Annotated in this window: 22 protein-coding genes and 1 tRNA gene; 16 read left to right on the forward strand and 7 right to left on the reverse strand. The window is 40.0% G+C overall.

The window, feature by feature from the left end; genetic code table 11:
• Window positions 1–75: 75 nt before the first annotated feature.
• Both AY606_RS02060 and AY606_RS02065 read right to left on the reverse strand, forming a co-directional pair.
• Window positions 76–465: an MCR_0457 family protein gene (locus AY606_RS02060; protein WP_067863960.1), complete on the reverse strand. Its 390-nt coding sequence runs from the start codon at window positions 463–465 to the stop codon at window positions 76–78.
• 243 nt (window positions 466–708) lie between these two features.
• Entirely contained in the window at window positions 709–1083 is a 375-nt protein-coding gene (locus AY606_RS02065) for an MCR_0457 family protein (RefSeq protein WP_067863963.1), read from the reverse strand.
• Window positions 1084–1195: 112 nt separating this feature from the next.
• Here AY606_RS02065 and surE point away from each other — a divergent pair, with 112 nt between their 5' ends.
• The 3 genes from surE to AY606_RS02080 all read left to right on the forward strand — a co-directional run bounded on the left by surE (window position 1196) and on the right by AY606_RS02080 (window position 3920).
• Complete coding sequence (gene surE / locus AY606_RS02070) at window positions 1196–1966, forward strand: 5'/3'-nucleotidase SurE (protein ID WP_067863966.1); 771 nt, start codon at window positions 1196–1198, stop codon at window positions 1964–1966.
• A 116-nt stretch (window positions 1967–2082) separates the two neighbouring features.
• Entirely contained in the window at window positions 2083–2898 is an 816-nt protein-coding gene (locus AY606_RS02075) for a peptidoglycan DD-metalloendopeptidase family protein (RefSeq protein ID WP_067863969.1), read from the forward strand.
• Between the two features lie 92 nt (window positions 2899–2990).
• Window positions 2991–3920 (forward strand): LysR family transcriptional regulator, encoded by a 930-nt coding sequence (locus tag AY606_RS02080; protein WP_067863972.1) that lies wholly within the window; start codon window positions 2991–2993, stop codon window positions 3918–3920.
• A gap of 63 nt (window positions 3921–3983) precedes the next feature.
• Here the strand turns inward: AY606_RS02080 and AY606_RS02085 are convergent, their stop codons facing one another.
• Entirely contained in the window at window positions 3984–5195 is a 1212-nt protein-coding gene (locus AY606_RS02085) for an aspartate aminotransferase family protein (RefSeq protein WP_067863975.1), read from the reverse strand.
• A gap of 162 nt (window positions 5196–5357) precedes the next feature.
• On the opposite strand from AY606_RS02085, the gene grxD reads away from it, so the two are divergent.
• Window positions 5358–5699: a Grx4 family monothiol glutaredoxin gene (gene grxD, locus AY606_RS02090; RefSeq protein ID WP_067863978.1), complete on the forward strand. Its 342-nt coding sequence runs from the start codon at window positions 5358–5360 to the stop codon at window positions 5697–5699.
• Between the two features lie 81 nt (window positions 5700–5780).
• Here grxD and AY606_RS02095 read toward each other — a convergent pair whose 3' ends face one another.
• Window positions 5781–8393 (reverse strand): Lon protease family protein, encoded by a 2613-nt coding sequence (locus AY606_RS02095; RefSeq protein WP_502692100.1) that lies wholly within the window; start codon window positions 8391–8393, stop codon window positions 5781–5783.
• 205 nt (window positions 8394–8598) lie between these two features.
• Between AY606_RS02095 and AY606_RS02100 the strand changes: the two genes are divergently transcribed.
• The 4 genes from AY606_RS02100 to rpmE all read left to right on the forward strand — a co-directional run bounded on the left by AY606_RS02100 (window position 8599) and on the right by rpmE (window position 12824).
• Window positions 8599–10749: an AmpG family muropeptide MFS transporter gene (locus AY606_RS02100; protein WP_067863984.1), complete on the forward strand. Its 2151-nt coding sequence runs from the start codon at window positions 8599–8601 to the stop codon at window positions 10747–10749.
• Window positions 10750–10760: 11 nt separating this feature from the next.
• On the forward strand, window positions 10761–11162 hold the full coding sequence (gloA, locus tag AY606_RS02105) for a lactoylglutathione lyase (protein WP_067863987.1): 402 nt from the start codon (window positions 10761–10763) through the stop codon (window positions 11160–11162).
• Window positions 11163–11390: 228 nt separating this feature from the next.
• Window positions 11391–12389 carry a bile acid:sodium symporter family protein gene (locus AY606_RS02110; RefSeq protein WP_067863990.1) on the forward strand — a complete coding sequence of 333 codons (999 nt, stop codon included), beginning with the start codon at window positions 11391–11393 and terminating at the stop codon, window positions 12387–12389.
• Between the two features lie 204 nt (window positions 12390–12593).
• Window positions 12594–12824, forward strand: coding sequence for a 50S ribosomal protein L31 (gene rpmE, locus AY606_RS02115; protein ID WP_067863993.1), 231 nt, complete (start codon window positions 12594–12596; stop codon window positions 12822–12824).
• 86 nt (window positions 12825–12910) lie between these two features.
• On the opposite strand, the gene AY606_RS02120 is transcribed toward rpmE, so the two are convergent.
• From AY606_RS02120 to epmB, 3 genes are read right to left on the reverse strand one after another with little or no spacing between them, the layout of a single operon-like run.
• Window positions 12911–15028, reverse strand: a complete 2118-nt coding sequence (locus AY606_RS02120) for an EAL domain-containing protein (protein ID WP_067863996.1) — start codon at window positions 15026–15028, stop codon at window positions 12911–12913.
• On the reverse strand, window positions 15010–16755 hold the full coding sequence (locus AY606_RS02125; RefSeq protein WP_067863999.1) for a cyclic-di-GMP receptor FimW-related protein: 1746 nt from the start codon (window positions 16753–16755) through the stop codon (window positions 15010–15012). The genes AY606_RS02120 and AY606_RS02125 overlap by 19 nt, the downstream gene beginning before the upstream one ends.
• 14 nt (window positions 16756–16769) lie before the next feature.
• On the reverse strand, window positions 16770–17786 hold the full coding sequence (gene epmB / locus AY606_RS02130; protein ID WP_067864002.1) for an EF-P beta-lysylation protein EpmB: 1017 nt from the start codon (window positions 17784–17786) through the stop codon (window positions 16770–16772).
• A gap of 70 nt (window positions 17787–17856) precedes the next feature.
• On the opposite strand from epmB, the gene efp reads away from it, so the two are divergent.
• From efp to AY606_RS02170, 8 genes are all read left to right on the forward strand, one after another.
• Window positions 17857–18426 (forward strand): elongation factor P, encoded by a 570-nt coding sequence (efp, locus tag AY606_RS02135; protein ID WP_067864005.1) that lies wholly within the window; start codon window positions 17857–17859, stop codon window positions 18424–18426.
• Between the two features lie 172 nt (window positions 18427–18598).
• Window positions 18599–20704 (forward strand): carbon starvation CstA family protein, encoded by a 2106-nt coding sequence (locus AY606_RS02140; protein WP_067864008.1) that lies wholly within the window; start codon window positions 18599–18601, stop codon window positions 20702–20704.
• Window positions 20701–21003 carry a YbdD/YjiX family protein gene (locus AY606_RS02145; RefSeq protein WP_067864011.1) on the forward strand — a complete coding sequence of 101 codons (303 nt, stop codon included), beginning with the start codon at window positions 20701–20703 and terminating at the stop codon, window positions 21001–21003. The genes AY606_RS02140 and AY606_RS02145 overlap by 4 nt, the downstream gene beginning before the upstream one ends.
• 109 nt (window positions 21004–21112) lie before the next feature.
• Window positions 21113–22063, forward strand: coding sequence for an AAA family ATPase (locus AY606_RS02150; RefSeq protein WP_067864507.1), 951 nt, complete (start codon window positions 21113–21115; stop codon window positions 22061–22063).
• A gap of 12 nt (window positions 22064–22075) precedes the next feature.
• Window positions 22076–22981 (forward strand): DUF58 domain-containing protein, encoded by a 906-nt coding sequence (locus AY606_RS02155; protein WP_067864014.1) that lies wholly within the window; start codon window positions 22076–22078, stop codon window positions 22979–22981.
• Between the two features lie 3 nt (window positions 22982–22984).
• A complete protein-coding gene (locus AY606_RS02160; RefSeq protein ID WP_067864016.1) occupies window positions 22985–25003 on the forward strand; it encodes a transglutaminase TgpA family protein in 2019 nt (672 codons plus the stop codon).
• A 31-nt stretch (window positions 25004–25034) separates the two neighbouring features.
• Window positions 25035–25111 (forward strand) — tRNA-Val (locus AY606_RS02165).
• A gap of 175 nt (window positions 25112–25286) precedes the next feature.
• Entirely contained in the window at window positions 25287–26297 is a 1011-nt protein-coding gene (locus AY606_RS02170) for a tyrosine-type recombinase/integrase (protein WP_067864019.1), read from the forward strand.
• Window positions 26298–26339 lie beyond the last annotated feature (42 nt).

Here is a 26339-nt window from a genome sequence, read left to right on the forward strand (position 1 = left end):
AGCATTCTAGGATAAAGCTAGACCGACTTCTACGGAGAAATCGGCTTATTTCAAAAGTATTGTAACCAATTGGTGTTAATTACTGTAAGTCGTCATTTCTTGGCAAATTTCTTTGTTTTTCGCATCACCGGCTTTTTTTGCATCACTACGTGCTTCAGTTAAAATTGATTTAAATTTTTTCTCTTTGCTCAGCTTAGATAAGGCTGAAACCGCATCTTTTTCTTGAGGTAAATATTCTTGGGCAAGTTTGGAATATCCTTTTTCAAACTGAGCATCGTTTTTCACCAGACTTGGGCAGACTTCTGACAATACATAAATTGCAGCAAGTTCTTGTTGGGTGATTTTTTGAGTAGGAGTAACTTCAATATTTTCTTCTTGTTGTGTTGCGGCGTGAGTCACTGAAAATGTCATTGCAGCGGTGGTCAATAGACCTAAAGATAACGATTTGAACATAGATGATTTCATTTAAGCAGACCTAAATTATTTAAAAATATAATAATATAAATAAGCTTAACGATATTTTTGGTAATTGTAAGTACACAAATGTATTGAAGCTGTTGAAAGTTGAAGAAACAATGAATCGACTTTGAGAGTTAAATCTGACTTGTATTTATTTTATGAAAATGGGCATGAAGGTCAATAATCTTCATGCCCATTTTATAGAACACTCAATCGGCTGAATATTCTCTAGCTTTGGTCTGTTTTGAATTATGCTTCGTAATTGACTACGTCATCACAAACAGATTTTTGTTCATCTTTGCTGGTTTCTTTGGCCGCCTGACGTGCTTCATTTAAAACAGCCTTATATTCTGTATCTGCCTGAAGTTTATCGTAAGTCATAGATTTATCTGAATAATCTTGTAGATAAGACTGAATAAGCTGATGGATATTATGATCAAATTTTGCGTTTTTACCCACAATTGCAGGACATACTTCAGCCATGACTTGAGTTGAAGCCAGGTCTTCTTTGATAATGGTATTTGCTTCCGCTTGAGTTAAGCCGTCATTGGCTAGAACAGCTTGTGATAATAATGCAGCAAAACCTAAACCCAAGAAGCCACGCAATGAGATCATTTTAATCATTTGTTAGTCACATATTTTGAATGGATGTCGAGCGTTAAATATATATAATTCTTTGTATTATTCAATCAAATGTTCTGACCAGTCATTTTTCAAACCCTTTCGAGATTTTTAAGTGAATATATTAATTGCCAATGATGATGGTGTTTTTGCTCCCGGTATCCAAGCGCTTGCACATGCTTTAGCCCCTTTGGGGCGTGTAGTGATTGTTGCACCAGAAAGCGAGCGCAGTGGTTATTCCAGTGCTTTGACGCTAGATCGACCATTACGTCCCATCCAGATTTCCCCCGATGTTTGGGCCGTCAATGGCACACCGGCAGATTGCGTTTATCTGTCTATGAATGGGCTATTTGATTTTGAATTTGATCTGGTGGTCAGTGGTATTAATAGTGGCGCGAATTTAGGTGATGATGTGCTTTATTCGGGAACAGTCGGTGCAGCATTTGAAGGTCGTTTAATGAAACAGCCTGCAATTGCCGTGTCTATGGCAGGACAAAATGTCCGTTCTTACGAAAATCCACAAGATTATGCTGTGGCTGCGCAATGGGTGCATGATTTTATCGCTTCAGGTTTGCCGGTTTTACCTCCACGTCACATTTTTAACGTGAATATTCCTGATGTGCCTGAATTAAAAGGTTCAAAAATTACTTACCAGGGCCGACGTCGTCAATCAAAACCCATTACCAGTCATGTAGACCCACGCGGTCGTCAAGTCTATTGGATTGGGCTTTCAGGCGAAGCTGTGGCAGACCCGAAAAAAGGTTTAACTGAAATAGAGTCGGACTTTTTTGCAGTGGCGAATGGCTATGTCAGTATCACACCTATTCAAATGGATGCGACCAATTACGAGATTTTGAACACATTGCATGCACAGTTTTCTAATTAGGCTGCAGTAGTGTTATAACTTTGTGAAAATGTAGTGTTGAAATAATTTTTTATATACTTTTTTGCTAATCTTAGCGCAATTCAATAAATACTATTTATATGTAGAGAGGAAGAGTAATGCTCTTGGTGTCATCGTATCGCTTATTTGCTACGCCTTCAGCCTTGCTGAAAACCATTGTGTTGTCTACAGCTGTTATTTCCACTGTTATTTTGAGTGGTTGTGCTTCAAAACCACAAATTCATAATTCAACACGTTATGCAACTGCACCAGACTACTATACGGTTCGGTCTGGAGATACTTTAAGTGGGATTGCTGCACGTTATGGTTTAGCCTATACCAGTGTCGCGGATATGAATGACATCACGCCGCCGTATCGCATATATGTGGGGCAGTCATTACGTTTAAAAGATTCAGGTTCACGCCGTACCACGACGACTCAAGCCGTAACACAAGCTGCGCCGATTCAACGTCAAACCGTACAACTCCCAACAAATCCAGTTAAAACCAGCGCACCTGTTGTCACCAATGTTCCGACTGTGCCTGTGGCATCTTCTAAAGCATCTGCATTACGCTGGGTTAAACCAAGCAATGGTGCAGTTCTGCAAAATTTTAATTTAGCCAATAATATTAAAGGGATCCGCTATACCGGAAATGTAGGTGATGCAATTTATGCGGCCGCAGATGGGCAAGTGGTATATGCAGCAGACGGTTTAAAAGAATATGGTAATCTGATTCTGATCAAGCATATTAATGGTTACATTTCAGCGTATGCACATAACAGTAAAATGAACGTGAAAAGTGGAGAAAATGTGACGGCTGGGCAGAAGATTGCAGAGATGGGTTCATCAGGTACAACCCGCACCATGCTTGAGTTCCAGGTTCGTCTAGACGGTAAGCCTATTGATCCGATCCAGGTATTACCTATTAATTAAATAAGTTAATGCATTACTTAAATTTCACCGTATAATACAATGAGTTGCTTTTATCGAGAGATAAAGCATCTCATAAGTTCAGAGGGAAATTTATGTTAGATCAACTTCGGGCAATGGGTGTTTTTGCTTGTGTTGTCGAAAAAAACTCGTTCAGTGGTGCCGCTCGCAATTTAGGCATCACCACCAGTGCTGTAAGTCAGCAAATTCGTTCTTTAGAACATGAGATGGAAGTTACACTTTTACATCGTTCTACCAGGAAGTTGAGTTTAACTGAAGCAGGGCAAGCTTTTTTCCACAGCTGTCAAGAGATGCTCGCTGCTGCAGAGCGCGGAAAGGTACGGATTAATGAACTGCGTGATGACATTGTTGGCGAGTTACGTATTGCAACTACACCAGAGTTAGCTGCAAATCATGTCATTCCAGCATTATCACATTGGATGTCTGCTCATAGAGGGTTGGCCGTTCATGTAGAAGCTGACAATCAATATATTGACCTGATTGAAGGTCGGATTGATATTGCGTTGCGCATAAGTTCAAAAATTGAAGATAATAATTTGCATGTCGTGCCGCTTGCTCGAGTTGAGCAGGTTCTGGTGGCTTCACCGAGTTATTTGAATCAGTCGATACCCATTTCACGTCCTGAGGATTTAAAGCATCATGATTTAATTCCGATGAATGTGATCAAGAATTATCAATATTTGTCATTCCAACATGTCGTGACAAGTGAAGAAATCAGTTTAGAAATGCGTTCGAGATTGACCTCAAATAATGTTTTGGTTGCCAAAGCATTATGTCAGCAAGGGCATGGGATCGCTCGAATTTTATATCTAGATGCACAAAAAGATTTAATCAATGGTGCTTTGGTTGAGGTTTTACCAGAGTGGAAATTACCTAGTTTCACCTTATATGCCATTATTTCAAAACATGAACAGCAGCCGATGAAAATTCATCGTTGTTTAGAAGCATTAAAACAATATTTCTGCCAATTACCCGGTGGCAGAAATTATCAAGAAGCTTCATAAAAGCTAAGCAGTATGAAAAAAAGCCGCTATCAGCGGCTTTTCATTTTTTGAAGGAAGAAAGAATTAAGCTAAAAATGCTTTAATCAATTTTACCAGGCGAGCAATCAGTTGATCGGCTTGTTCTTGAGTGATATTAAGTGTTGGCAATAAACGAACCACGGAACCTGCAGTTACGTTAATAATCAAATGATATTCATCACGTGCGATATTCACCAGTTCACCACAGTCTTTCGGTAATTCAATCCCAATCATTAGACCGAAACCACGTACAATGACATTTTGATCAGCCAGTTTGTTGCGCAGCTGATCAACAATATAGGCACCTTTTTCGGCAGCATTTTCAACCAGATTTTCTTTCTGCATAATATCGAGAACTGTATATACCACACGCGAACCGAGCGCTGTACCACTATAGGTTGAACCATGGTTGCCCGCAGTCAATACACCCACACCACGACCTTGAGTCATCACCGCACCAATCGGGAAGCCGTTCCCTAAGCCTTTTGCCGTAGTTAAAACGTCTGGAATGATGTTGGTATGCTGGTAAGCAAAGTATTTACCGGTACGACCATTACCTGTTTGAACTTCATCAAGCATCATCAACCAGTTATGCTGATTACAGATTTGACGAATTTCTTCAAGGTAGCTAAAACCTTGAGGTGCAGTATTTACACCGCCTTCACCTTGAATCGGTTCAACAAAAACAGCCACGATGTCTGGGTGGTTAATTGCTGCTTCTTGAATGGCTTCAATGTCACCAAAAGGTACACGGATAAAACCTTCAACCAGAGGTCCAAAACCTTCCTGAACTTTTTTGTTGCCGGTTGCAGCAAGGGTCGCCATGGTACGACCATGGAAAGAACGGTCTGCAACAATAATTTTTGGATTGGCAATGCCTTGCATTGATCCAAACTTACGGGCAATTTTAATGGCACCTTCATTGGATTCTGCACCGCTGTTCGAGAAGAAAATTTCTTCCATGCCTGAAACTTCAGCAAGTTTTTGCGCTGCAGCCGTTTGCCAAGGTACTTCAAATAAATTGCTGGTGTGAATAAGTGTTGCGGCTTGCTCGGCAATGGCTTCGGCAATAACAGGATGAGCATGACCTAGACCACATACTGCAATTCCTGTAAGTGCATCAAAATATTCAGTGCCATCTTCTGTATAAAGATAAGAACCTCGACCGCGAACAAAGCTGATCGGCTGACGGCCAAAGACTGGCATCAAGTGTGAAGGTTGATCAGATTGCACTGGGGCAAGGGTAATGTTATTCATGACTTACTCTTATCTGTTAGGTGGGAAAATAAAGCTTTATCTAAGCAAAAACTGCTACAGAATAACAGCCCAAATGGAAATAAAAATGGAAATATTGCTTTAGTCATACTGTTTTGTTAAGTTTTGGGTATAATGCGAGGCAGATGAGTTGAGGATTTATCAATGACTGAACAAGCACGCGACACTGAAGCGTTAATTCGCGACCAAATTGCTAAACATGCAGTACTTCTTTATATGAAGGGTACGCCGCAATTCCCACAATGTGGTTTCTCTGCACGTGCGGTAGAAGCACTCAGTCAAATTGGTCGTCCATTTGCTTATGTAAACATTTTGGAAAACCAGGATATTCGCGCGACTTTGCCACAAATTGCAAATTGGCCGACCTTTCCACAATTGTGGATTAATGGCGAATTAATTGGTGGTAGCGATATCATGCTAGAGATGTTCCAAAAAGGTGAGTTAAAAACCTTGGTAGAACAATACAGCCCAGCATCTGAAGCTTAATTCAGTTGTGAAGCCATTAAAAAAGCGCCTTGTGGCGCTTTTTTAATGGCTTGGTTTAACATCGCTTTATAAAGAAGCAGATTACTCTGCTTCTGACTTGTCCTTGTTGGCCTTTTTAGATTCAAGGACATCAGACGGAACAGGTTGTTTTTCGGCTTCTTCTTTTTTCTTTTTCTTGGCTTTTTTCTTTTTCTTTTTTTTCTTCGAGTCATCTTCAAACTCTGCACCATCTTCAATGGCTTGCCAATACTCAAGTTGATCCATTACCGCAGCATAAATTGAATTTTTGCTATAGCGACCTTTTTTGTTTAGAGTGCCGACCGGGCGAGCCATCAGAATTTCCAAAGCCTGATCGATGGTTTGAATGGCATGAATATGGAATTGACCTTTTTCAACCGCTTCAATGACATCGTGTCTCAACATCAAATGTTGCATGTTTTGGCGTGGAATAATTACGCCTTGTTTGCCAGTTAAGCCTTGTAATTTACAAGCATCAAAGAAACCTTCAATTTTGGCATTCACGCCGCCAATCGGTTGAACTTGACCGAGTTGATTCATTGAGCCAGTAATTGCCCATGACTGGTCAATCGGCAATTGGCTAATCGCAGACAATAGTGCAGATAGTTCAGCTACGGTTGCACTGTCCCCATCCACCTGACCATAGCTTTGCTCAAAAGCGAGGGCAGCAGAGAAGTGCAAAATCTGTTCACGGCCAAAATGCGCTTTGAGGAAACTCGACATCAGTAACACGCCTTTGGCATGTAGGGAGCCACCCAGTTCAACACTGCGTTCGATATCCAGAATATCACCACCGCCTTGATAAACCGAAGCGGTTAAACGCGAAGGCAAACCGAATTCAACATCTGCATATTGAATTACAGACAGGGCATTAATCTGTCCTAAACGGTGTCCTTTGGTTTCAATCAACTGTGTGCCACGTGATAAATCTTCCCAATACAATTCACGTAAATAACCGAGACGGTACTTACGATGATCGAGTGCGGTATTGATATGTTTATCACTAACGATTTTATCACCCGATTTTTCCGCATGATGATGGGCTTCTCGAATCAAATCACCTAAAGTTAAAGCATGTAATGACAATGAACTCTGGTCTTCTGCCTGCCGACTTGAATCAGTCAGTAATGCCGCTAAGGCAGAGCGCTCAAAAGGTAATAATTTATCTGCTTGCACATAATCGGCAATCAGCTGCATATACGCTTGCTCATTAGTGTCATTACGTTGTAATGTATCGGTAAAGTCAGCACGGATTTTAAATACACTGCCGAGTTCCGGTTCAACTTCTAAAATTTGATAATAAACTTCAGGTTCTGCCAGTAAAATGACTTTCAGATTCAAGGGGATAGATTGAGGTTCAATCGAAATACTGCCGGTTAAAGTCAGCATATGTTCCAGTGAAGATAGTTTTATCTGCCCTGATTTTAAGGCACGTTTTAAACCTTGCCATGCATAAGGTTGTTCGAGCAGTTGCTCCGCTTCGAGCATTAAAAAGCCACCATTGGCTTTGTGCAATGTACCGGGGCGAATCAGGGTGAAGTCTGTGGTAATGGTGCCATTTTGGGTAAGCTGTTCGACATGACCCAGTAAATTGTAATGCGTTGGGAAGTCTTCAAAAATCACCGGTGCGCCAGAATTTGGCTTATAGGACACAATGATATTGACCTGATAACGTGCAGGCACTCGGCTAAATAGGCCTGGGGTAAAGTCATCTTCTTCTTGCTCAAGCACAATTTCGACATTGTTAATAATGTCTTCAGCATAGTATTTGAGATAGTCTTTTAAGCCTGCAACCTCACCAAACTTATTTAAAATTTGCTCAATACGTGGCATCACCACCTGTTTTGCGATATCACGATTTAAGCTTTGCACTTTGTCGCGTGCATCATCTTCTAAATCGCCTAAATGTAGGCCTAAGCGTTCCAGTTTTTTATCCATGTAACGCATATTGGTTGAAATTTCAGCGCGCTCTTTACTGTTGAGCGCATTAATGTCTTCTGCTGTCATTTCTTCCGCAGAATCATCAATGAAATGTACCGGAACAAAGCAATGTTCTTCATTACGGGTAATCAGTTTTAGATCAAGTTCTTCACCTTCTTTGGTGAGATCAATTAATGCCTGGCGTTGCTCATCCCCAATTTGCTGGCGAATTAGTTCAATACGATTGTGATAAATTTCGGCGGTAAAACGTCGTTCTAACTGCTTTAAGATGGTTTGCCAAGTTTGATGCAACAGTGTTTGAAATTTCGCTGCTTGACCAGATGGAAGTTCGAGCGCAATCGGTTGGCGTGGCAGTTTAAAATTATTGACATAGACCCAGTCATTTGGTGTCGGCATGGTTTTGGCGTGTTGTTGTAATAAACGCTTGATCATGGTGCGTTTACCGAGGCCCGCTGTACCCACAGCAAAAATGTTATAGCCTGAATAAGGTAAAGCAATACCTGCTTCTACAGAGGCACGTGCGCGATCTTGCCCCAGAAAATTATTTAGCGGTTTAAGGCGACGTGTTGATGCAGGAATTTTATCGTAATTAGGAATATGCGTCAGTTGTTCAGATTTCAGTTTGGTTTTTTCTAAAGTGCTTTGTATTTCTGGTTGTTCAAATGCAGAAGTTAAAATGTTTTGGCTCGGTTGTTCAATGTTGCTGATAATATTGGCGGATAAAGAAGAGTTCATTTGCTCGAGTCTTTGGGTCACTGTGAAAATCCAAAACGAAATATTGCGGTAGAGTGTTAAAGGTATACAGGTTTGCTTGAAAAATTCAAGCGGACATGATGCTTTAAACGATAAAATAAAATAATGATTTCGTAAATATTGTTGAAACCTATCGCATTACGCGTTTGAATAGCGACATTGAGTTTTTGCAGAACATAATAAATTAATGACAACACAATCTACTGGATGGAAATCGGCCTTTACGGCATTTCTTGATCGCCGTGCCCTTATTATGCTGTTTCTTGGTTTCTCCGCAGGTATTCCAATCTTGCTGATTTTTTCAAGCCTGTCTTTATGGCTGGGAGAAGCCGGAATTGATAAAAGTGCGGTGACTTTTTTTAGCTGGGCGGCGCTAGGCTATTCTTTCAAGTTTGTGTGGGCACCTTTAATTGACGAATTGCCAGTTCCAGTTCTGACGAAAATACTCGGTCGCCGCCGTGCATGGTTGCTGATTGCGCAAGTGCTGATTATCTGCGCCATTTGTATCATGGCATTTTCAAACCCTGCTTTAGGGCAAAGTTATTTGTACCAGATGGCGGTGGGTGCAGTATTGCTGGGCTTTTCTGCGGCAACACAAGATATTGTCATTGATGCTTACCGGATTGAACTGGCTGAAACTCAAATGCAGACCGTTCTGGCCTCGACCTATAATGCCGGTTATCGCATCGGGATGATTGTAGCGGGTGCAGGCGCGTTGTTTTTAGCTGCTTCCCTCGGTACAGCGAAAGGTAACTATATTTATAGTGCATGGAAAATCACTTATTTAGCTATGGCTGCGGTGATGGTGGTGGGTATTATCACCACATTGGTGATTCGTGAACCGCAAGTGAGCCGGATTTATAAGGATTATAAACGTACCGATTACTATCGTTTGGTCGCAGTATTCTTTGTGGCAGTAATCAGTTTTGTACTGAGTTATATTTTCTCTGGAAATTTAACAGAAGCGCTTAAATCACAATTTGAAATTTCAGATTCTTTCTTACTATTTTGCTTTGAAGCATTACGTTTTATTGGCTCTGCTGCTGTTGCCGTATTGGTCGGTACATTGCTGGTGAAAATGGGTGCCGTAAACAAACAAATGGCCTTTGAAACCTGGGTCAACCCGATTGCAGATTTCTTTAAACGTTATGGCGTTAAACTGGCATTGGTGTTGTTGCTGTTGATTGGTTTTTACCGTATTTCCGACATTATTGCCGGTGTCATCTCGAATGTGTTCTATCAAGACCTGAACTTTACCAAACAGCAAATTGCTGAAGCAGTTAAAATTTACGGCGTGATTTTTAGTCTGGTTGGCGGTTTCTTGGGTGGTCTGCTGGCACAGCGTATGAACATTATGAAGTTGATGTTTGTCGGTGCAATCTTGGCCAGTTCAACCAATCTGATTTTTATTGGCTTGGTAAAATCTGGACAGCAACTAAATGATGTCAATGTCACAGTCGGGCAGCACAGTTACAAGGTTCAGTCTGATGAAGTGGGATATTGGAAACTCAAGGTGCCGAGTCAGATTTTAGCACAAGCAGATGAAGTGCAAGTCGTTGCCCAATATTCGGATGGGTCTAAAAATACCGCAATTACAACATTGCCTTATTTAAAGCTGGATGAAAAACAATCCAGTATGCAGATTCTGCCCGTAACCAGTGACAATATCATTGCTTTATACGAGAAAAATAACAGTCTGGTGATCCGTGGACAGTATTATGGGCAACCTTTATCTGAATCTCAAAAAATTGTCTTAAGTTTAGACAAGCAAACTTTTGATGCAAATCTGGATAAAACGGGTGTGTTTAGTGCGGCAATTCCGGCTGAAATTTTGATCAATTCAGCTTCTAAACAGCTGGTTGCTGAAGTGATTGAAAATAATCAAGTCTTATCAACCGCTCAACGTCGCTATACGACCAATATGAAGTTGAGCACCGCCAAAGATTTAGATGTAGATGTTCAGCCTTTACCTGTCGTAAATGCTCAATCGACTGATGAAGTTGAAATTACTGGCAAGGTGATTAAACCCTATAGTTCAGGTTGGTTGTATTTTGCCATTATTGTCGATAATTTGGCATCAGGGCTTGCTGGTGCTGCGTTTATTGCCTTCTTGTCTAGCTTGACCAGTGTGTCATTTACCGCAGTGCAATACGCGATTTTTAGCTCCCTCATGACTTTAACCCCCAAGATTTTAGGCGGTTATTCGGGTACTATAGTCAGCAATATTGGTTATCCGAACTTCTTCCTCATGACCACCCTGATTGGTATTCCCATTCTAATTTTAGTGGTGTGGGTAGCGAAGTTATTGGGTGAACATCAACATACGAAGAGTCAATAAGGATGAAGAATATGCGCATGCTGCATACCATGTTACGTGTAGGCGATTTGGAACAATCTCTAAAGTTTTATACTGAAGTACTCGGTATGACTTTGCTTCGTAAGCGTGATTATGAACAAGGTCGTTTCACTTTAGCCTTTGTGGGTTATGGTGATGAAGAAAACAATACTGTTTTAGAATTAACGCATAACTGGGATACTGCAAGTTATGAGTTGGGCAATGGCTATGGTCATATTGCTATTGCTGTAGACGATGCATATAAAGCATGTGAAGAAATTAAAGCGCGTGGCGGTAAAGTTGTGCGTGAAGCCGGTCCGATGAAAGGTGGCAGTACGGTAATTGCTTTTGTTGAAGATCCAGACGGTTATAAAATCGAGCTGATTCAGCAAGATGTCAATGCCAGAAATAACTAATAGATTTCTTTATAAGTGCTGCTGCCCTTTTTATTTTTCTTCTAGTAAGTGGGATAAAAGGGGCTTGCAAAGAAATTTAATTATAAAGTGATATAGATAAAATAAATATTGATCATTGATTTGAAAAACTAGCTTTATTTATTTAGCCCATTAAGATGAAACTTTACTATTAGGTAAAATTGTTTAGTGGGCTTTTTTATATCTTAAAATTATTATAAGGAATGAATAATGTTGAAATTATTGGCACTGGATCGCTTTACTATTTTACTGATCGTGATGGTCATTCTGGCGACTATTATTCCAGTATCGGGTTGGGCAGAAAACATCTTCAGCGTAATTACCACAATTGCGATTGCCATTTTATTTTTTTTACATGGTGCAAAAATTTCCAGAGAATCGCTCGTTGATGGGATTATGCATTGGAAATTTCATGTGGTGGTGTTTGCTTTTACCTTTGCCTTATTTCCACTTTTAGGTTTGCTGGCTAAACCCTTGTTGTTGCCAATTTTAGGAAAAGAATTGTATTGGGGCTTTTTGTTTATGTGCTTTTTGCCCTCGACGGTGCAGTCCTCTATTGCCTTTACCTCGGTTGCCAAAGGTAATGTGGCCAGTGCAGTGTGTAGTGCTTCATTTTCTAATTTAATTGGGATGTTTATTACTCCGATACTGGTAAGTTTCTTTATTTTAGGCCAGTCTCAGCATGATTTTGATCCCACGTCAGCCGTGATTAAAATTGCCTTATTGTTATTGGTGCCTTTTATTTTAGGGCAAATCTTACGTCCTTATGTCTATCCTTATATGCTAAAAATACCCGGTCTGGTTAAAGGCTTTGATCAGGGTACGATTTTAATGGTGGTATATGGGGCTTTTAGTAGTGCGGTGGTAGCAGGCTTATGGCAACTGGTCAGTTGGCAGACCTTACTGATTTTAACGCTGGTGTGCTCCGTATTTTTAACGATTATTATGCTGTTGGCTTTTTACATTCCAAAATGGCTTGGTTTTAATAAAGCTGATCAAATTGCCATGTTCTTTTGTAGCTCTAAGAAAACGTTGGCCAGTGGTGTACCCATGGCACAGATTTTATTTATCGGACAGCCGTTAGGCATGATTGTGTTGCCGATTATGATTTTTCATCAAATTCAGCTGATGGTATGTGGGGTTATTGCCAATTATTGGTCCAAGAGCATGGACGATGAGTCTAGTATAGGTGGTGAAATTAAAGAATAATTCGCTATCTGATATTTTTTGCCGTATAATTATGCCGACTTGTTGTGCTTAGCCCTGGCGGTATCCGTCTCGGTGGGCCAAAAGAATGGTCTGTTATGGTGTTGATCTCGCTTTTCTTTTGAAGAAGCTTTTTTCCTCATGAATCATGAGAGTGATCAATTGCGATGACAGCATAAGCCTTTCTTAACTTAGGAGTAATCGACGATGCGCGCCGATATTCACCCAAAATATGAAACACTAGTTGCTACCTGTTCATGTGGTAACGTAATCGAAACTCGTTCAGCGATTGGTAAAGAAACTCTTTACCTTGACGTATGTTCAGCTTGTCACCCATTCTATACTGGTAAACAGAAGAATGTTGACCAAGGTGGTCGTATCGACAAGTTCAAACAACGTTTTTCTGGTATGTCACGTTCTATCAAACGTCCTGACTAATACTGTAAAATGTAAAAAACGGGCATACTGCCCGTTTTTTATGCCTGAAATTTATGTATTTCGCAGCAACACCATATGTACAAGACCTATTGGTCTTGTACATCAATCAGGTGATCCAGTTTTTTCTGGAAATAATCGCCTTGGATAAAGCGTGCATCTACATTCCAAGCATTGGCGAAAAGCGTCATATCATTTAATTCGCGTAGCATGATTTCAACAGGTTTAATTTCATGGAAAATTTTGATTTTTTCCTGTAATTCTTCTGTGGATTGTTCTGTATCTAACATTTTAGTTAGCGTATGGTGCAATGTTAAGCAGTTGATATCCAGTTGGCGTATAGCAGATTCACTATAAATAGTATTGCCAAAGTCTCTTAAGGATACTTCAGCGCCAAACTGACGTAGCTGAGTAATATGCTTTTGTGCCTCTGAAATATTGTGAGTAAGGTCTTCTTCTGAAAATTGTAAAATCAGTGGATGAGTTAATTTACTACGTACAATCGTGATTAGTTTGGAAATAAATTCCGGGAAGGTTCGATCATGGAATAATACTTCTTTATTTAAATTCACAATCAATTTTGCTTCAGGATATTGTGTAATAAAATTATGTAATTGTTTACATGATTCAACCAAGATCCAGCGATCCAGTTTAATGGATAATTCTGGATCTTCTGCCAATTCTCTTAAGCTGGATAAGTCTTTCCAGGAATTTTCAAAAATGAAGCCAGTGGTGACTTCATAGGTGTATAAATTCGTATCTTGTTTATCATAAAGTTGTTGATATTTAAGATGGATCTCTCCGCGATCTAAACTTTGTTCTAGCGCTCTGATTAATGAAGATTCAGGCGAAGAATTTAAGGTCTTGATATCTGGATGATGAATCTCCATCGTTGGAATATCTAAATCCATCTCTAAATCAAGCGCAGGCGTTGGTTCATTTCGGGGTAATGCTGTCTTGTATGCTGAATCAATCAATTGTTCAAATTGGCTTTCATCACCAATTTCACTACCTAAAATTACATAACCAATTCTTAAGTTCAGTGGATAGCTCGTGTGGTTTACTGTCAATAATTGCGGCTTGGTTAATGAGCTTAAGCCAATCAGTTTAGATTTTAATTTTGCTTTTGTTTCTGCCTGAAAAAGCCCGGTAAAGATACCCGGAGAGACTTCAAATAATGCAACGTGAGTCTGTTCTTTTAAAAATTCTTTGATTTGACGGAAATAATTTTTTGAAGTGACCCAATTCCCTTCAAAAATAGTTTCAGGACAAGAAGCTAAAGAGAACAGTACCAGTGCATTAATATCAGAAGGCTGTTTGGTAATGGTCCGGTTAATTAACTGATAGGGAGTGGCTTTCTGAGGGTTTTTATCACTTGTTGCAGAGGTTACACTCGTTGGTTTAGATGTTTCAATATCAATGGTAATTTGTAATGTATCTTCATCTGTGGCGGGTAGAAATTCGATTTTCAGCGGATTCGGCACTGAAACCTGATCATTTAATGTGACGATTTCTAATCGACCTAAATCAACCTGACCTTGCGTAATTTTTTTAAAGCGTAACTTAAAGTCGTTTAAGTCTTTCGGTTGTAACAGGTCAAGCACAGGAAGGCCTACAATATCTTCCTCATTTTTAATCCTAAAGAGTTGTAAATATTCAGGATTGGCTTGAATGTGAATGCCTTCTTGAATAAGTGCAACGGCCTTGTTGCTATCCTGTACCAAAGATTGTGCTTGGCTTTGTGCAGACTCTAACTCATCCATTAGATGCTGTTGAGTCATGAGTAGGTGACTGGAGGAAAGTGCACGAAGTAAGCCAAGGTAAAAACGATCTGGATAATCCAGATTTAAAATGTCGTAAATGCCTTTACGAATATAACTGGCATATTGATCTGCCTGATAATCTTCTGGTTTAAGAAGGAGAATTGGTAAATTCGGTTGTTTTGATAGCTGGATTAAGCTTAAGGCCTGTTCGTATTTTAAGTCGTAGGCACGGCCAAAAATGACCAAGTCCCAATTTTGATGGAGTTGTTTTTCAAAATTTTGTAAATCATCCAGCAATGTTGCCTGTATGACATGTCCACTCGACGTTAAAAGATCACAAATTTGGTTAAAACGTATTTGATTATCATCGATAATGAGTAAACGTGTCTCGGTACGTTTTAACTTTTTAGACAATAATGGATTTCTCACTTCAATGCTTCCCATAAATCTTGATTCTTTATTTCATTCATTTGTTTGTTGATGAAGTTTTTGATCAGGCTTTCTTGTTGATCATTTAGTAACTCAAACTCAAAACGAATAAAACTTTGCGTAATAAGCTGTGCTTTGGTCAGATAAATTTTTAGTTCTTCTTTTCCTAATCGCAAATGAATGGTTTGTTTTTCTCTAAACATGTGCGAGCCCGATACAATTAAACTGGTTGAAACATCATTGAGTTGAGAAGTTTGAACAATAAGAGCAGGTTGGTAGTTGCTACTGTTACGTTCAGTTTTCACCATGACTGAGCAGGGGAATAAATCTTGAGCCAATACTTCAAGCCCAAGTTCCAAACTTTTTTCTGTCGATTGTTTAATCCAGCGAACCACACCGCCACGCCAAGGACTATTGGTATTTTCCTGAATTAAAATAAATTCCCCGGTTTTTAAATTTGAGGGTGTAGCACCGGTCCATTTAATTCTGTAACCATTCACACTAATATCCAGAACTTCGGCTGGATAAATCTGTTTTGCTTCCCGATCCAGAACTTTAGCTGTGGTGATTTCAGCAGGAATATTGGAATTCATGGAATTAATAAAGCTACTTTCGTTTTGGAACTGATAATTATTTTCCACATCCAAAGTTTCGTGAAAATTTTTACCTTTAGAGAGGTAAAAGTGCGCCACAGACAGACTAAAACAAATCTGCAATTGTGCCGAATACTCATAGCGCTCATGGCGACGTTCGACATTGGTTGTAAGCAAGTTATGAATATGAAAGTGTAGGGCTGGAGTCAGGAATAACTTTTCATTACGAGACAGATAACCTGTTTTTTTGGTTTGAGTTTCAGACAAATGATCTAATAAATTTTGCGTTGCAATATAGATGGTCGGTTTATACAAACTGGATTGATTGATATTGAAAACCGGTGGATAATCTTTATTAGTATCAACAATATAACGAGAAAGCGTGGTTTCTTTCGGCAAAATGTGAACCAATTTTGCCCAGTCAAAGCTACATAAATATAAGCCTTGCATTTCCGATGGGCGAATTTGATGGGTATTGAAAATATCCAATAAAATAAGTTGTGAATAAGCGTGAGCAATCGTTTGTAATTGATGCTGTGTATCTAAAATTTGATTGATATTGGTTTGATAAAAATTATTCTTGATTGAACATTCGAGCAGTTGATGCGCGATCAACCATTGACCAAATAATGGAGTGCTATACAGCAAATTCTGTTGATAAAGTAATAACGAGAGTTGCTGCAATGCGTAATAAGTCGAAACAATTCTGGCAGTCTGTAAACTCTTCTTTTGATTAAATGCAAAGATAGAAAACTTTTGCAAACTTAATTGGGTATTACAGCGTTTTGAAATATCAATATAAATTTTGGCGAAATGACTACGTAAAAGCATAGCCAATTCAATAATTTGATCACTACGATCGGTGGTGATGAGGCTCTGGTTAAAAAAATGCTTTTCCAGACTGGCGAGTACATTGTCAATAGTCGGGTGCAAGATTTGAATTAAATCAAAACGTAGCATTTCTGGGCATTTAAGTTCTGATATCTCCAATAACGCATTGAAAAGTTCTTTTGAAGAATTTCCAAGTTGCAGGATAGATAAATTAGACACCCATTCTTGCAGCCCTTTTGCATTCGATGGACAAAAGCTCAGTTGTTCCAACTTTAATTCTGTTGGTGTTTGGAAGATATCAGAAGTACTCATAAGCATCGTTATTATTTAACTCAAAAAGTTGAAACTCCAAAAAGCGGTGTTTTATTTTTTTCGCCCGCTATTTCCCTAACGAGTTTAGGAACCAAATATCCTGGAAGGTTCTCTAAAACATCTTTATATATAAGATTGATCTGCTCAGGACTCAAGTCAAAATGATGCGCACCTTTTACTTTATCTAATACATGTAAATAGTATGGCATCACGCCTGCATCAAACAGACGGTAACTTAAATCCACTAAAACTTGTGCAGAATTATTGACCCCATTTAATAAAACTGCCTGGTTAAGCACGGTGATTTGTTGTTGAACCAATCCTAAAAGTTTAGCGCAAGTAAAATCATCAAGCTCAGCCGCATGATTTGAGTGTACCACTAGAATAATTCGTAGCCTACTGTTTTTTAATAGGGAAACCAGCTCTTCATCGACACGGTTGGGGATTACGATAGGAACCCGTGAGTGAATTCTCAAAAATTTAATTTGCGGTAGTGATTCTAAGCGTTCTATCCAGAGTTTTAATTTTCGATTGGAGAGCGTAAGCGGATCTCCACCACTAAAAATGACTTCATTAATATCGGGCTGGCTTTCGATATAGCTTTTAATGTTGAGCCAGTCTTCATTTTTTGGCAGATTTTCCTGATAAGGGAAATGGCGGCGAAAACAATAACGGCAATGCACCGCACACGCACCAGTCAAAGTGAGTAAAAAGCGTGATTTGTATTTGTGTAATACACCGGGTTGCTGATTGGCTTGCTCTTCACCTAAAGGGTCGGTAACAAAGTCCGCATGATCTTCAAGTTCTAGATGATGCGGCAACACTTGTAATAGAAGCGGGTCAAGCGGGTCCCCAATGTTCATTTTCCCAACGAATGCACGAGGAACACGTAACTTAAACTGTTCAGAAGCAAGGATTGCGCCTGATAATAATTGATCAGGTGAGAGCTGAAGCGTCTCCAGAAGCTCTAATGGATCTGTAATCAGGTCACTGAGTTGAGATTGCCAGTTTTGCTCTTGATATAAATAGTTTATCATGCCGCATGTAAAAAATGATGCTAGTCTAGCATTAATAGATTTAAGTTAGTAAGTTTGGAGCGAGCCTTTCATGGCCAATTATTCGACAAATGATTTTAAAGCAGGCCTTAAGGTCATGCTTGATGGTAATCCATGTACAATTCTAGAAAATGAGTACGTAAAACCAGGTAAGGGTCAAGCCTTCAGCCGGGTAAAATTACGTAATCTTAGAAGCGGAAAAGTGCTAGAAAAAACGTTTAAATCCAATGAAACACTGGAAGGTGCGGACATTGTTGAAGTTGAAATGGAATACCTCTACAACGATGGCGAACTTTGGAACTTTATGGATCCAGTGAGCTTCGAACAAATCGCAGCTGATAAAACTGCGATGGGCGATGCTGCCAAATGGTTGAAAGACGATTCAAACGAAAAATGTACAATCATGCTTTTCAATGGTGTTCCATTGTCAGTAAGTGCACCAAACTTCGTTGTGTTGAAAATCGTTGAAACTGATCCAGGCGTACGTGGTGATACTTCGGGCGGTGGCGGTAAGCCTGCCAAACTCGAAACGGGTGCTGTAGTACGTGTACCATTATTCGTACAGCAAGAAGAAAGTGTTCGTGTAGATACCCGTACAGGTGACTATTTAGAACGTGCATAATGGTTTTAAAATAGACTATTATCGAAAGGGATGATTTAAATCATCCCTTTTTTTATGCCAAACTATTAGATGAAAAGTAAATAATGAGGAGTAGAGTCGCAAAGGAAGAAACAGCAGTATTTCCAACAATAAAAATGAACGCTGATTTATGCAGAAGATATGAGGGAATTACATGGAAAAAATTCAACCGAAGTTAACCATGACTTCAAAAATAGTGTGGCTTCTGGTCGCGATTTTAGGTGCGGTATCATTCGGGATACTGGCGATCAGCAGAGGAGAGCATGTGAATGCAGTTTGGCTCGTATTGGCAGCCATCTGTGTATATAGCATTGCTTATCGCTTCTATAGTTTATTTATTGCCAATAAAGTCTTTGAACTAAATGCCCGACGTTTAACGCCAGCGCATCGTTTAGCCGATGGTCTGGATTATGTTCCCACCAATAAATATGTCCTGTTTGGTCACCACTTTGCCGCTATTGCAGGTGCCGGGCCATTGGTCGGTCCTATTCTTGCAGCGCAGATGGGTTATTTACCTGGAACCATCTGGTTGTTGGTGGGTGTGGTTCTTGCGGGTGCTGTTCAGGACTTCTTGGTGCTGTTTATCTCCACCCGCCGTGATGGGCGTTCGCTCGGTGAAATGGCCAAGCAAGAGCTGGGTTCTTTTGCGGGTGTAATTGTAATGCTAGGCGCCTTAGGCGTCATGATCATTATTCTGGCAGTGCTTGCGCTGGTGGTGGTGAAAGCCTTGACCAACAGTCCATGGGGTGTGTTCAGTATTGCTGCCACCATTCCAATTGCATTGTTCATGGGCGTATATATGCGTTATATCCGTCCGGGAAAAATTGCCGAGGTTTCGATCATTGGTTTTGTGCTGATGATGCTGGCGATTGTGTACGGTGGAAATGTCGCAGCTGATCCTTATTGGGGGCCGATCTTTACACTTTCTGGCACGCAATTGACTTGGTGTTTAATCATTTACGGTTTCGTTGCTTCAGTCTTGCCGGTATGGTTGCTGCTGGCGCCACGTGACTACCTTTCTACCTTTTTGAAGATTGGTGTGATTGCCGGTCTTGCAGTCGGTATTATGGTGGCATTGCCCGAAATGAAAATGCCTGCGGTAACGCATTTCATTGATGGCACAGGTCCCGTATTTGCAGGATCTATGTTCCCATTCTTATTCATTACTATTGCCTGCGGTGCCATTTCAGGTTTCCACGCTCTGGTTGCTTCAGGAACTACACCAAAACTCATTGAAAATGAAGTCGATATTCGTGTAATCGGTTACGGTGGTATGTTGATGGAATCTTTCGTTGCTGTCATGGCAATGATTTGCGCCACCATTCTTGAGCCAGGTGTCTATTTTGCAATTAATGCACCTGCTGCCGTATTAGGTACCACAGTTGAAAGTGCTGCTGAAGCGGTGCGTAATTTAGGCTTTGTGGTGACCCCTGAAGCATTGACTTTACTTGCTCAGGAAGTCGGTGAAAGCTCGATTCTCTCGCGTACGGGTGGTGCGCCAACATTTGCGATTGGTATGGCTCACATTATTACGGAAATTTTTAACAACCGTTCTATGATGGCGTTCTGGTATCACTTCGCAATTCTGTTTGAAGCTCTATTTATTTTAACTGCGGTAGATGCGGGTACACGTGCTTGCCGTTTCATGGTTCAGGATACTGTTGGTATCGTGATTCCTGCGCTGAAAAAATCACATAACTTCTTTGGTAATCTGGTGGGAACCGCCGTTGCTGTTTCAGGTTGGGGTTTCTTTGTTTATCAAGGTGTGATTGATCCACTTGGCGGTATCAATAGCTTATGGCCTTTATTTGGTATTGGTAACCAAATGCTTGCTGCAATGGCCCTGATTTTGGGTACTGTGATCTTATTCAAGATGAAGAAAGAGAAATATGTTTGGATCACTATTTTTCCAACCATTTTCTTATTTATTACCTGTATGACGGCAGGTTGGCAAAAAATGTTCCATGAAAATCCAAAAATTGGTTTCCTGGCACAAGCCAACCGTTTCTCTGATGCAATTGCACGTAATGAAATTTTAAAACCAGCCAAAGATATTGCTGAAATGCAAACGATTGTGTTCTCAAATCAAATCAATGCTGTGCTTTGTGGTTTCTTTATGATTGTGGCGATTGTAATGTTGGTGGCTGCCATTGGCGTGATTCGTCGTGCATGGGCAGATCCTAATCCAAGCGTACATGAGTCAGAAGCTGTTTACAGTGATGAGATTAGTCCAAGTGAAGTGGCAGGAGAGCTGAAATGAGTCTAAAAGATCAGATTCGCCAAAAACTGGCTTTAGGCAAAATCATTAAATTTACAGTGCTGGCACAGCCGAAAAAGTTTTTGATGTTGAATGGCATTAAAACCATTCAATTGATTTGGCAACGTCTCCAGCAGAGTTTTCGCTTGATGGTCGGTGTGCCGGATTATCAGACTTATCTAGAGCATATGAAAAAGAATCATCCAGACTTGGTCGCAATGGATGCCAAAACATTTTACCGTCACTGCGTGGATGCACGTTATCCGAGTGCAGCTGGGGGAATGAAAAAGTGCCCTTGTTAATCTGAATCAGTCTTTTCAAAAATCTTTTGATTTCTTTGGGAAAACGATAAAACGGTGTATGTTAATTATGCACCGTTTTTTATTGGGGGAATGAATTGTGATTTGGGGTATGAGTAAGGTTCAAAAACAAGAACTCACACACGAACAGCTACAGCTGAATGAAAAAGTTGAATCTTATGCGGCAAAAATTCAAGCCTTCTTAACGCAAATCAATAGCATTATTTTAGATAAAGAACATCAGACCAAACTGGCTTTAACCAGTTTGCTAGCGGGTGGACATGTGTTGTTTGAAGATTTACCTGGACTTGGTAAAACGACATTGTCCAGTGCCTTATCCCATATTGCAGGGCTAAAGTTTCAGCGTATTCAGTTTACCAATGACATGCTTGCCAGTGATGTCATTGGCGTAAATATGTTTAATCAAAAGCAGCACCAGTTTGAGTTCAAGCAAGGTCCAATTTTCACCCAAATATTACTCGCAGACGAGATTAACCGCTGTAGTCCGAAAACCCAGAGTGCGTTGTTAGAAGCGATGGAAGAAGGTTTGGTGACGGTAGATGGGGTGCGTTATCAATTGCCGCAACCTTTTTGGGTGATTGCCACTCAGAATCCATTGTTTCAAAGTGGCACTTATAGCTTGCCAGAATCCCAGCTGGATCGGTTTCTGATGCGTTTGTCACTGGGCTATCCATCACGTTCTGCAGAAAAACTATTGTTACAACAGGCCTCCCGCTATGCCTTGATTTCAACCTTGGAACATGTTTTTAGCGAGTACGAAATTTTAGATATTCAACAACAGGTCATGCAGATTCATATTGCTGACGTGGTGCTGGATTATATGCTGGATTTGGCCAGTGAAACACGTAAAAACCGGCATGGATTATCCACGCGTGGACTATTGGCTCTGAAAAAAGCTTCACAAGCGCATGCCTTTATTGAACAGCGTAGCTATGTAACACCGAATGATGTTCAGGCCGTGTTTGTTGCCGTGGTTTCGCATCGGATTGGATTGAGTGAAGCAGAAACTTTGCAGTTGATGCAGCAAATCAATATTAGCTAAAGGAAGATCAAATTGAGCAAGCCTTGGCAAAAATGGTTAGCAAAACGCTTTCAATTTGAAAAAGTAAAACAGCTTTCGCAAAAAGACATTTTGATTTTTATCTATCAGCAGGGTTATCTGTATTTAGTATTGATCTTGATTACTTTTATTGCCGGAATCAATTATGCAAATAACCTGATTTTGGGTTTTTGCTTTCTGATCAGTGCAATTTTATGTATTAGTTTTTATGTCACCTTTAAACAATTACATGATTTAAATATTGAAATTTCAATAAATGAGATAGGGCAGGCAGGCGATAATCTTGATTTACAAATCCATTTTCAACAACGACAAAAGCAATCGCGTTATCTGTGGATTAAAACCGATCAGCATTTAGAAAAAGTCTCTATTGTCGAACTCAAGCAAAAAATTACCCTGTCTTTTTTTATGGATAAACGCGGCAAATTTTGTTATCCAACTGTGCAGATTTATGCTGTATATCCATTTGGGCTGGTTCGTGCATGGACCTATTTTTACTTAACCGAATATTCGTGGGTGGCGCCTAAAGCTGAATTTTATAATGCAGAAAACAAACACTATCAGCATAGTTTTGAACCTGATATGGATGAGTTTCGTGAACTGCGTAATTTCAAGTTGGGTGATTCCTTGCAGGCCGTGTCCTGGAAGCAGGCAGCACGTGGGCAAGGTTTATATATTAAGGTCTTTGAGCAACATAATGATCAACCGAGTATAGAAATCCATTATGCAAATATGCCAAGTACCGAGCATGAAGAAAAACTCAGTTTAATGATGGGACTGATTGAGCAATGTGAGCAACTGCAATGTAGCTATGCAATATTTTTACCTCACACTGAATTAAGCACAGGAAGTGGTACAAACCAGTTGCTTCAGGCAAAAAAACTTTTGGCACAGGCTTAAATTATGATTCATGCTGACGTTAGAACCTCGATTTTAATTACTTTATTATTACTACTAATTGCACAAGTATTTTTTAGTCCTGTTCTGTTAAGTGCAATTTTTGCCGTGATTATGCTCTATTTGTTTTTTAGCTTCAGACAGGACTCTAAAGCAGTATCCAAAATCTGGACATTTGCCCTGACAATTTTAGCATTGGCGACTATCTATTTTACCTATCAGAGTTTTATTGGGATAGAAGCCGGGGTTGCGGTTTTATCCACTTTTTTGTTTGCCAAAGCTTTGGAAGCCAAAAGTAAACGTGATGTTATTATCTTGTTTAATTTTGCCTTGTTTGTCGGAGCGAGTTCATTTTTATATAGTCAGTCCATCTGGATGGCCATTATCATTCTGCTGTGTTTATTCAGTTGCCTGATCGGGCTTTATCGTTTACAAACCAGTGACTTTAAACACGCATCCAATCCATCAGCGGCATTAAAAACAGATGCCAAGCATGTGGGTAAATTTCTGCTTTTGGCTTTGCCTTTTTTTATCTTGCTGTTTATCTTTTTTCCGCGTTTACCGCCACTGTGGCATATTCCAATTCCAGAACAAAAAAGTGTCACGGGGATGAGTGATAGCATGTCACCCGGTGATATTGCAGCGCTTTCTCAATCTAGCAGTTTGGCTTTCCGCATTATTGGCAATATTAGTAAACTCCCTTCCCGAAATGAGCTTTATTGGCGAGCAATGGTTCTGGACCAATATGATGGCAGGACATGGACCAGCAGTTTTGTGAATCAGCAACCTGTCTTTACGAATACGAATACGATTACGAGAAAAACAAATCAGGGTTTTGATTACCAATATTTAGCTGCAGATCCACGGGTAATGTGGGTAATGGGCTTAGAAAAATCCATTCCCAAAGACCCCGAATACCGTTTAAAGCAGGATTGGGGTATTAACCCGATCCGTTCCATCACCCGAAATCAGCCTATTAATTTGCATTGGTTAGGCGATGTACAGCTACAAGAACAGGGATTATCCCAAAACAATGTACTGAAAAAAATCACTCTTCAAACTCCTGCACAACTTGATGAAAAATCACGTCAATTCGCCTTGGAAATGTTTCAGCAAAGTGGACAGTTACCTGATCAATATGTCCGTAATATTTTACAGTGGTATAAGAAAAATGATTTTGTATATACCTTAACCCCGGGTTTATTGGGTGAAAACCGTATTGATGAATTCTTGTTTCAATCCCGGCAGGGCTTTTGTGAGCATTATGCTTCGAGTTTTGCCATGTTAATGCGATATGTCGGAATTCCTGCACGTGTGGTCATTGGTTATCAAGGCGGACAGCTTGCGCTGGATCGAGCTAGTTGGGAAGTTCGTCAACTTGATGCTCATGCATGGACAGAAGTGCAATTAAATGGAAAATGGCAACGTGTTGATCCCACTGCAATCATTGCACCGCAACGTATAGATGGGGGAATGCAAAATTATATTGAAAATGATCGAACGATTTTGGGAAATAAAGAGCAAAAGTGGAAATATCGCCAATTTGCAGTGATGAAAAACATGCGAATATGGAGTGATTATGCAAGTTATCAATGGCAAAGCAAAGTCATTGGATACGATGCTGAAAAGCAGCAAAGTTGGTTGTCGAAATTAGGTCTAAAAACTGCTTATGCCAGTATCCTGATATTGCTCTCCAGCATTTTATTAGTGGTGATTTTTTATTTTGTTTGGATTTATTATCGTAACAGACAGTACGGTTCGGCATATGAAGGTGCGATTCAACAGTTTTCTAAGCAACTCGAAGAACCATTACGTAAGCAGCCTGCTGAAACTTTTTTTGCCTGGATGCAACGATTAGCCGATGGAATTGAAGAAGATCAGCATAGGATATTTATCCAAACGGCAGAATATTATCAGCAGCAACAGTTTTCTGTAGTGCCAAGTGATACAAGGGTAAAAAAATTCAGGGAAATGCTGAAAACTTGTGCATATGCGTTAAAAAAGAGAAGAAAGCACTTGTCTTAAAAAATAAAAATGAATATGATTCACAGCACTTAGGTGTATAGCTCAGTTGGTTAGAGCGCTACGTTGACATCGTAGAGGTCAGCAGTTCGAGTCTGCTTATACCTACCAAAATTCAAAGCGGTATGATATAAGGGTTTTAAGCGAAAACAGTAGCTTAAAACCCTTTTTTAATGCCTGTCGTAAAGTTTGCTCTAAACCTTACATTCTGCAAAATCGGTATTTTATGCAGTTATTGCCGTTAAATTTACGTCAAGTTTACGTCAAGAATTTTGGAAATTACGTCATGAAATTACCTAAGCCTAGAAAACGCGGTTCGGCCTATTACATTGAATTAATGATTAACGGTAAGCGCTCATCTGCAACTCGTGATACTGCAAAAGAATGTGAGCAATGGGCAGCTCAAAAAATGCTTGAGGCAAAAGCAAATCAACTTGCCGAAGATTCAGGTGTAAAGCATCACTTTCCCTTCAAAACACTTTTTCATAAATATTATGACGAGCAGGGCCGGAAGCTTCGCGGATCCAAATACGTCAAAGAACAATTAGCGCCGTTTGATGAGAAATTTGGTGCACTGGGAGATATGTCTATCCATGAAATTACACCAAAGCATTTAACCGCCTGGCGTAATAAACGTTTAAAACAGGTTGGAGCAAATACAGTGCTTCGTGAGATTGCGCTGTACTCGTCAGTTTTCAGCTATGCAGTAAAAGAACTATTTCTATTAGATAACAATCCATGGATGGGCATTAAGAAGCCTGCCAAACCTAAAGCGCGTAATCGCCGTATTCGTGATGAAGAGATTCAGCTCATTTTAGAGGGATTGAATTATCGTGAAGGGCAAACATCCACCTTGCCAGAACACTACGTTGCATGGGCATTTCTATTCGCTCTAGAGACAGCAATGCGCCGTGGTGAAATCCTTGGCATTGCCATGTCAGAAATTTATGATCGGCATGTGCATTTACCTAAAACAAAAAATGGCGATGCTCGTAATGTGCCACTGACAAAAAAGGCTTTAGCTTTGTTGGATCTGATCGATCACGAGGGAGATAAATTAATTCCACAGTCTGAGAATGCTTTCCGGTTAATGTGGGAACGTAGAAAGGAAAAAGTGGGATTAGCGGACATTCATTTCCATGACACGCGACATGAAGCCATTACTCGTTTTGTAAATAATCAAAAACTACCGGTAGAAGTGTTGGCCAAGGTGACAGGGCATAAAAATATTAAAGTCTTGGTGAATAGTTACTACAACCCGGACGTTGAAGATATTGCAGATATGATGGATGCATAAATGAATCCCTTTTCAAAGTTCAATTGAATGGGAGCTGGTTTA

The organism is Acinetobacter sp. SFB (genome assembly GCF_001647545.1).
In the GTDB taxonomy this organism is placed as follows: domain Bacteria; phylum Pseudomonadota; class Gammaproteobacteria; order Pseudomonadales; family Moraxellaceae; genus Acinetobacter.

Coding starts and splice junctions, on each gene's coding strand:
- AY606_RS02060 (WP_067863960.1), bottom strand. CDS start 465: ATGAAATCATCTATGTTCAAATCGTTATCTTTAGGTCTATTGACCACC.
- AY606_RS02065 (WP_067863963.1), bottom strand. CDS start 1,083: ATGATTAAAATGATCTCATTGCGTGGCTTCTTGGGTTTAGGTTTTGCT.
- AY606_RS02075 (WP_067863969.1), top strand. CDS start 2,083: ATGCTCTTGGTGTCATCGTATCGCTTATTTGCTACGCCTTCAGCCTTG.
- AY606_RS02080 (WP_067863972.1), top strand. CDS start 2,991: ATGTTAGATCAACTTCGGGCAATGGGTGTTTTTGCTTGTGTTGTCGAA.
- AY606_RS02085 (WP_067863975.1), bottom strand. CDS start 5,195: ATGAATAACATTACCCTTGCCCCAGTGCAATCTGATCAACCTTCACAC.
- grxD (WP_067863978.1), top strand. CDS start 5,358: ATGACTGAACAAGCACGCGACACTGAAGCGTTAATTCGCGACCAAATT.
- AY606_RS02095 (WP_502692100.1), bottom strand. CDS start 8,393: ATGAACTCTTCTTTATCCGCCAATATTATCAGCAACATTGAACAACCG.
- AY606_RS02100 (WP_067863984.1), top strand. CDS start 8,599: ATGACAACACAATCTACTGGATGGAAATCGGCCTTTACGGCATTTCTT.
- gloA (WP_067863987.1), top strand. CDS start 10,761: ATGCGCATGCTGCATACCATGTTACGTGTAGGCGATTTGGAACAATCT.
- AY606_RS02110 (WP_067863990.1), top strand. CDS start 11,391: ATGTTGAAATTATTGGCACTGGATCGCTTTACTATTTTACTGATCGTG.
- rpmE (WP_067863993.1), top strand. CDS start 12,594: ATGCGCGCCGATATTCACCCAAAATATGAAACACTAGTTGCTACCTGT.
- AY606_RS02120 (WP_067863996.1), bottom strand. CDS start 15,028: ATGGGAAGCATTGAAGTGAGAAATCCATTATTGTCTAAAAAGTTAAAA.
- AY606_RS02125 (WP_067863999.1), bottom strand. CDS start 16,755: ATGCTTATGAGTACTTCTGATATCTTCCAAACACCAACAGAATTAAAG.
- epmB (WP_067864002.1), bottom strand. CDS start 17,786: ATGATAAACTATTTATATCAAGAGCAAAACTGGCAATCTCAACTCAGT.
- efp (WP_067864005.1), top strand. CDS start 17,857: ATGGCCAATTATTCGACAAATGATTTTAAAGCAGGCCTTAAGGTCATG.
- AY606_RS02140 (WP_067864008.1), top strand. CDS start 18,599: ATGGAAAAAATTCAACCGAAGTTAACCATGACTTCAAAAATAGTGTGG.
- AY606_RS02145 (WP_067864011.1), top strand. CDS start 20,701: ATGAGTCTAAAAGATCAGATTCGCCAAAAACTGGCTTTAGGCAAAATC.
- AY606_RS02150 (WP_067864507.1), top strand. CDS start 21,113: ATGAGTAAGGTTCAAAAACAAGAACTCACACACGAACAGCTACAGCTG.
- AY606_RS02160 (WP_067864016.1), top strand. CDS start 22,985: ATGATTCATGCTGACGTTAGAACCTCGATTTTAATTACTTTATTATTA.
- AY606_RS02170 (WP_067864019.1), top strand. CDS start 25,287: ATGAAATTACCTAAGCCTAGAAAACGCGGTTCGGCCTATTACATTGAA.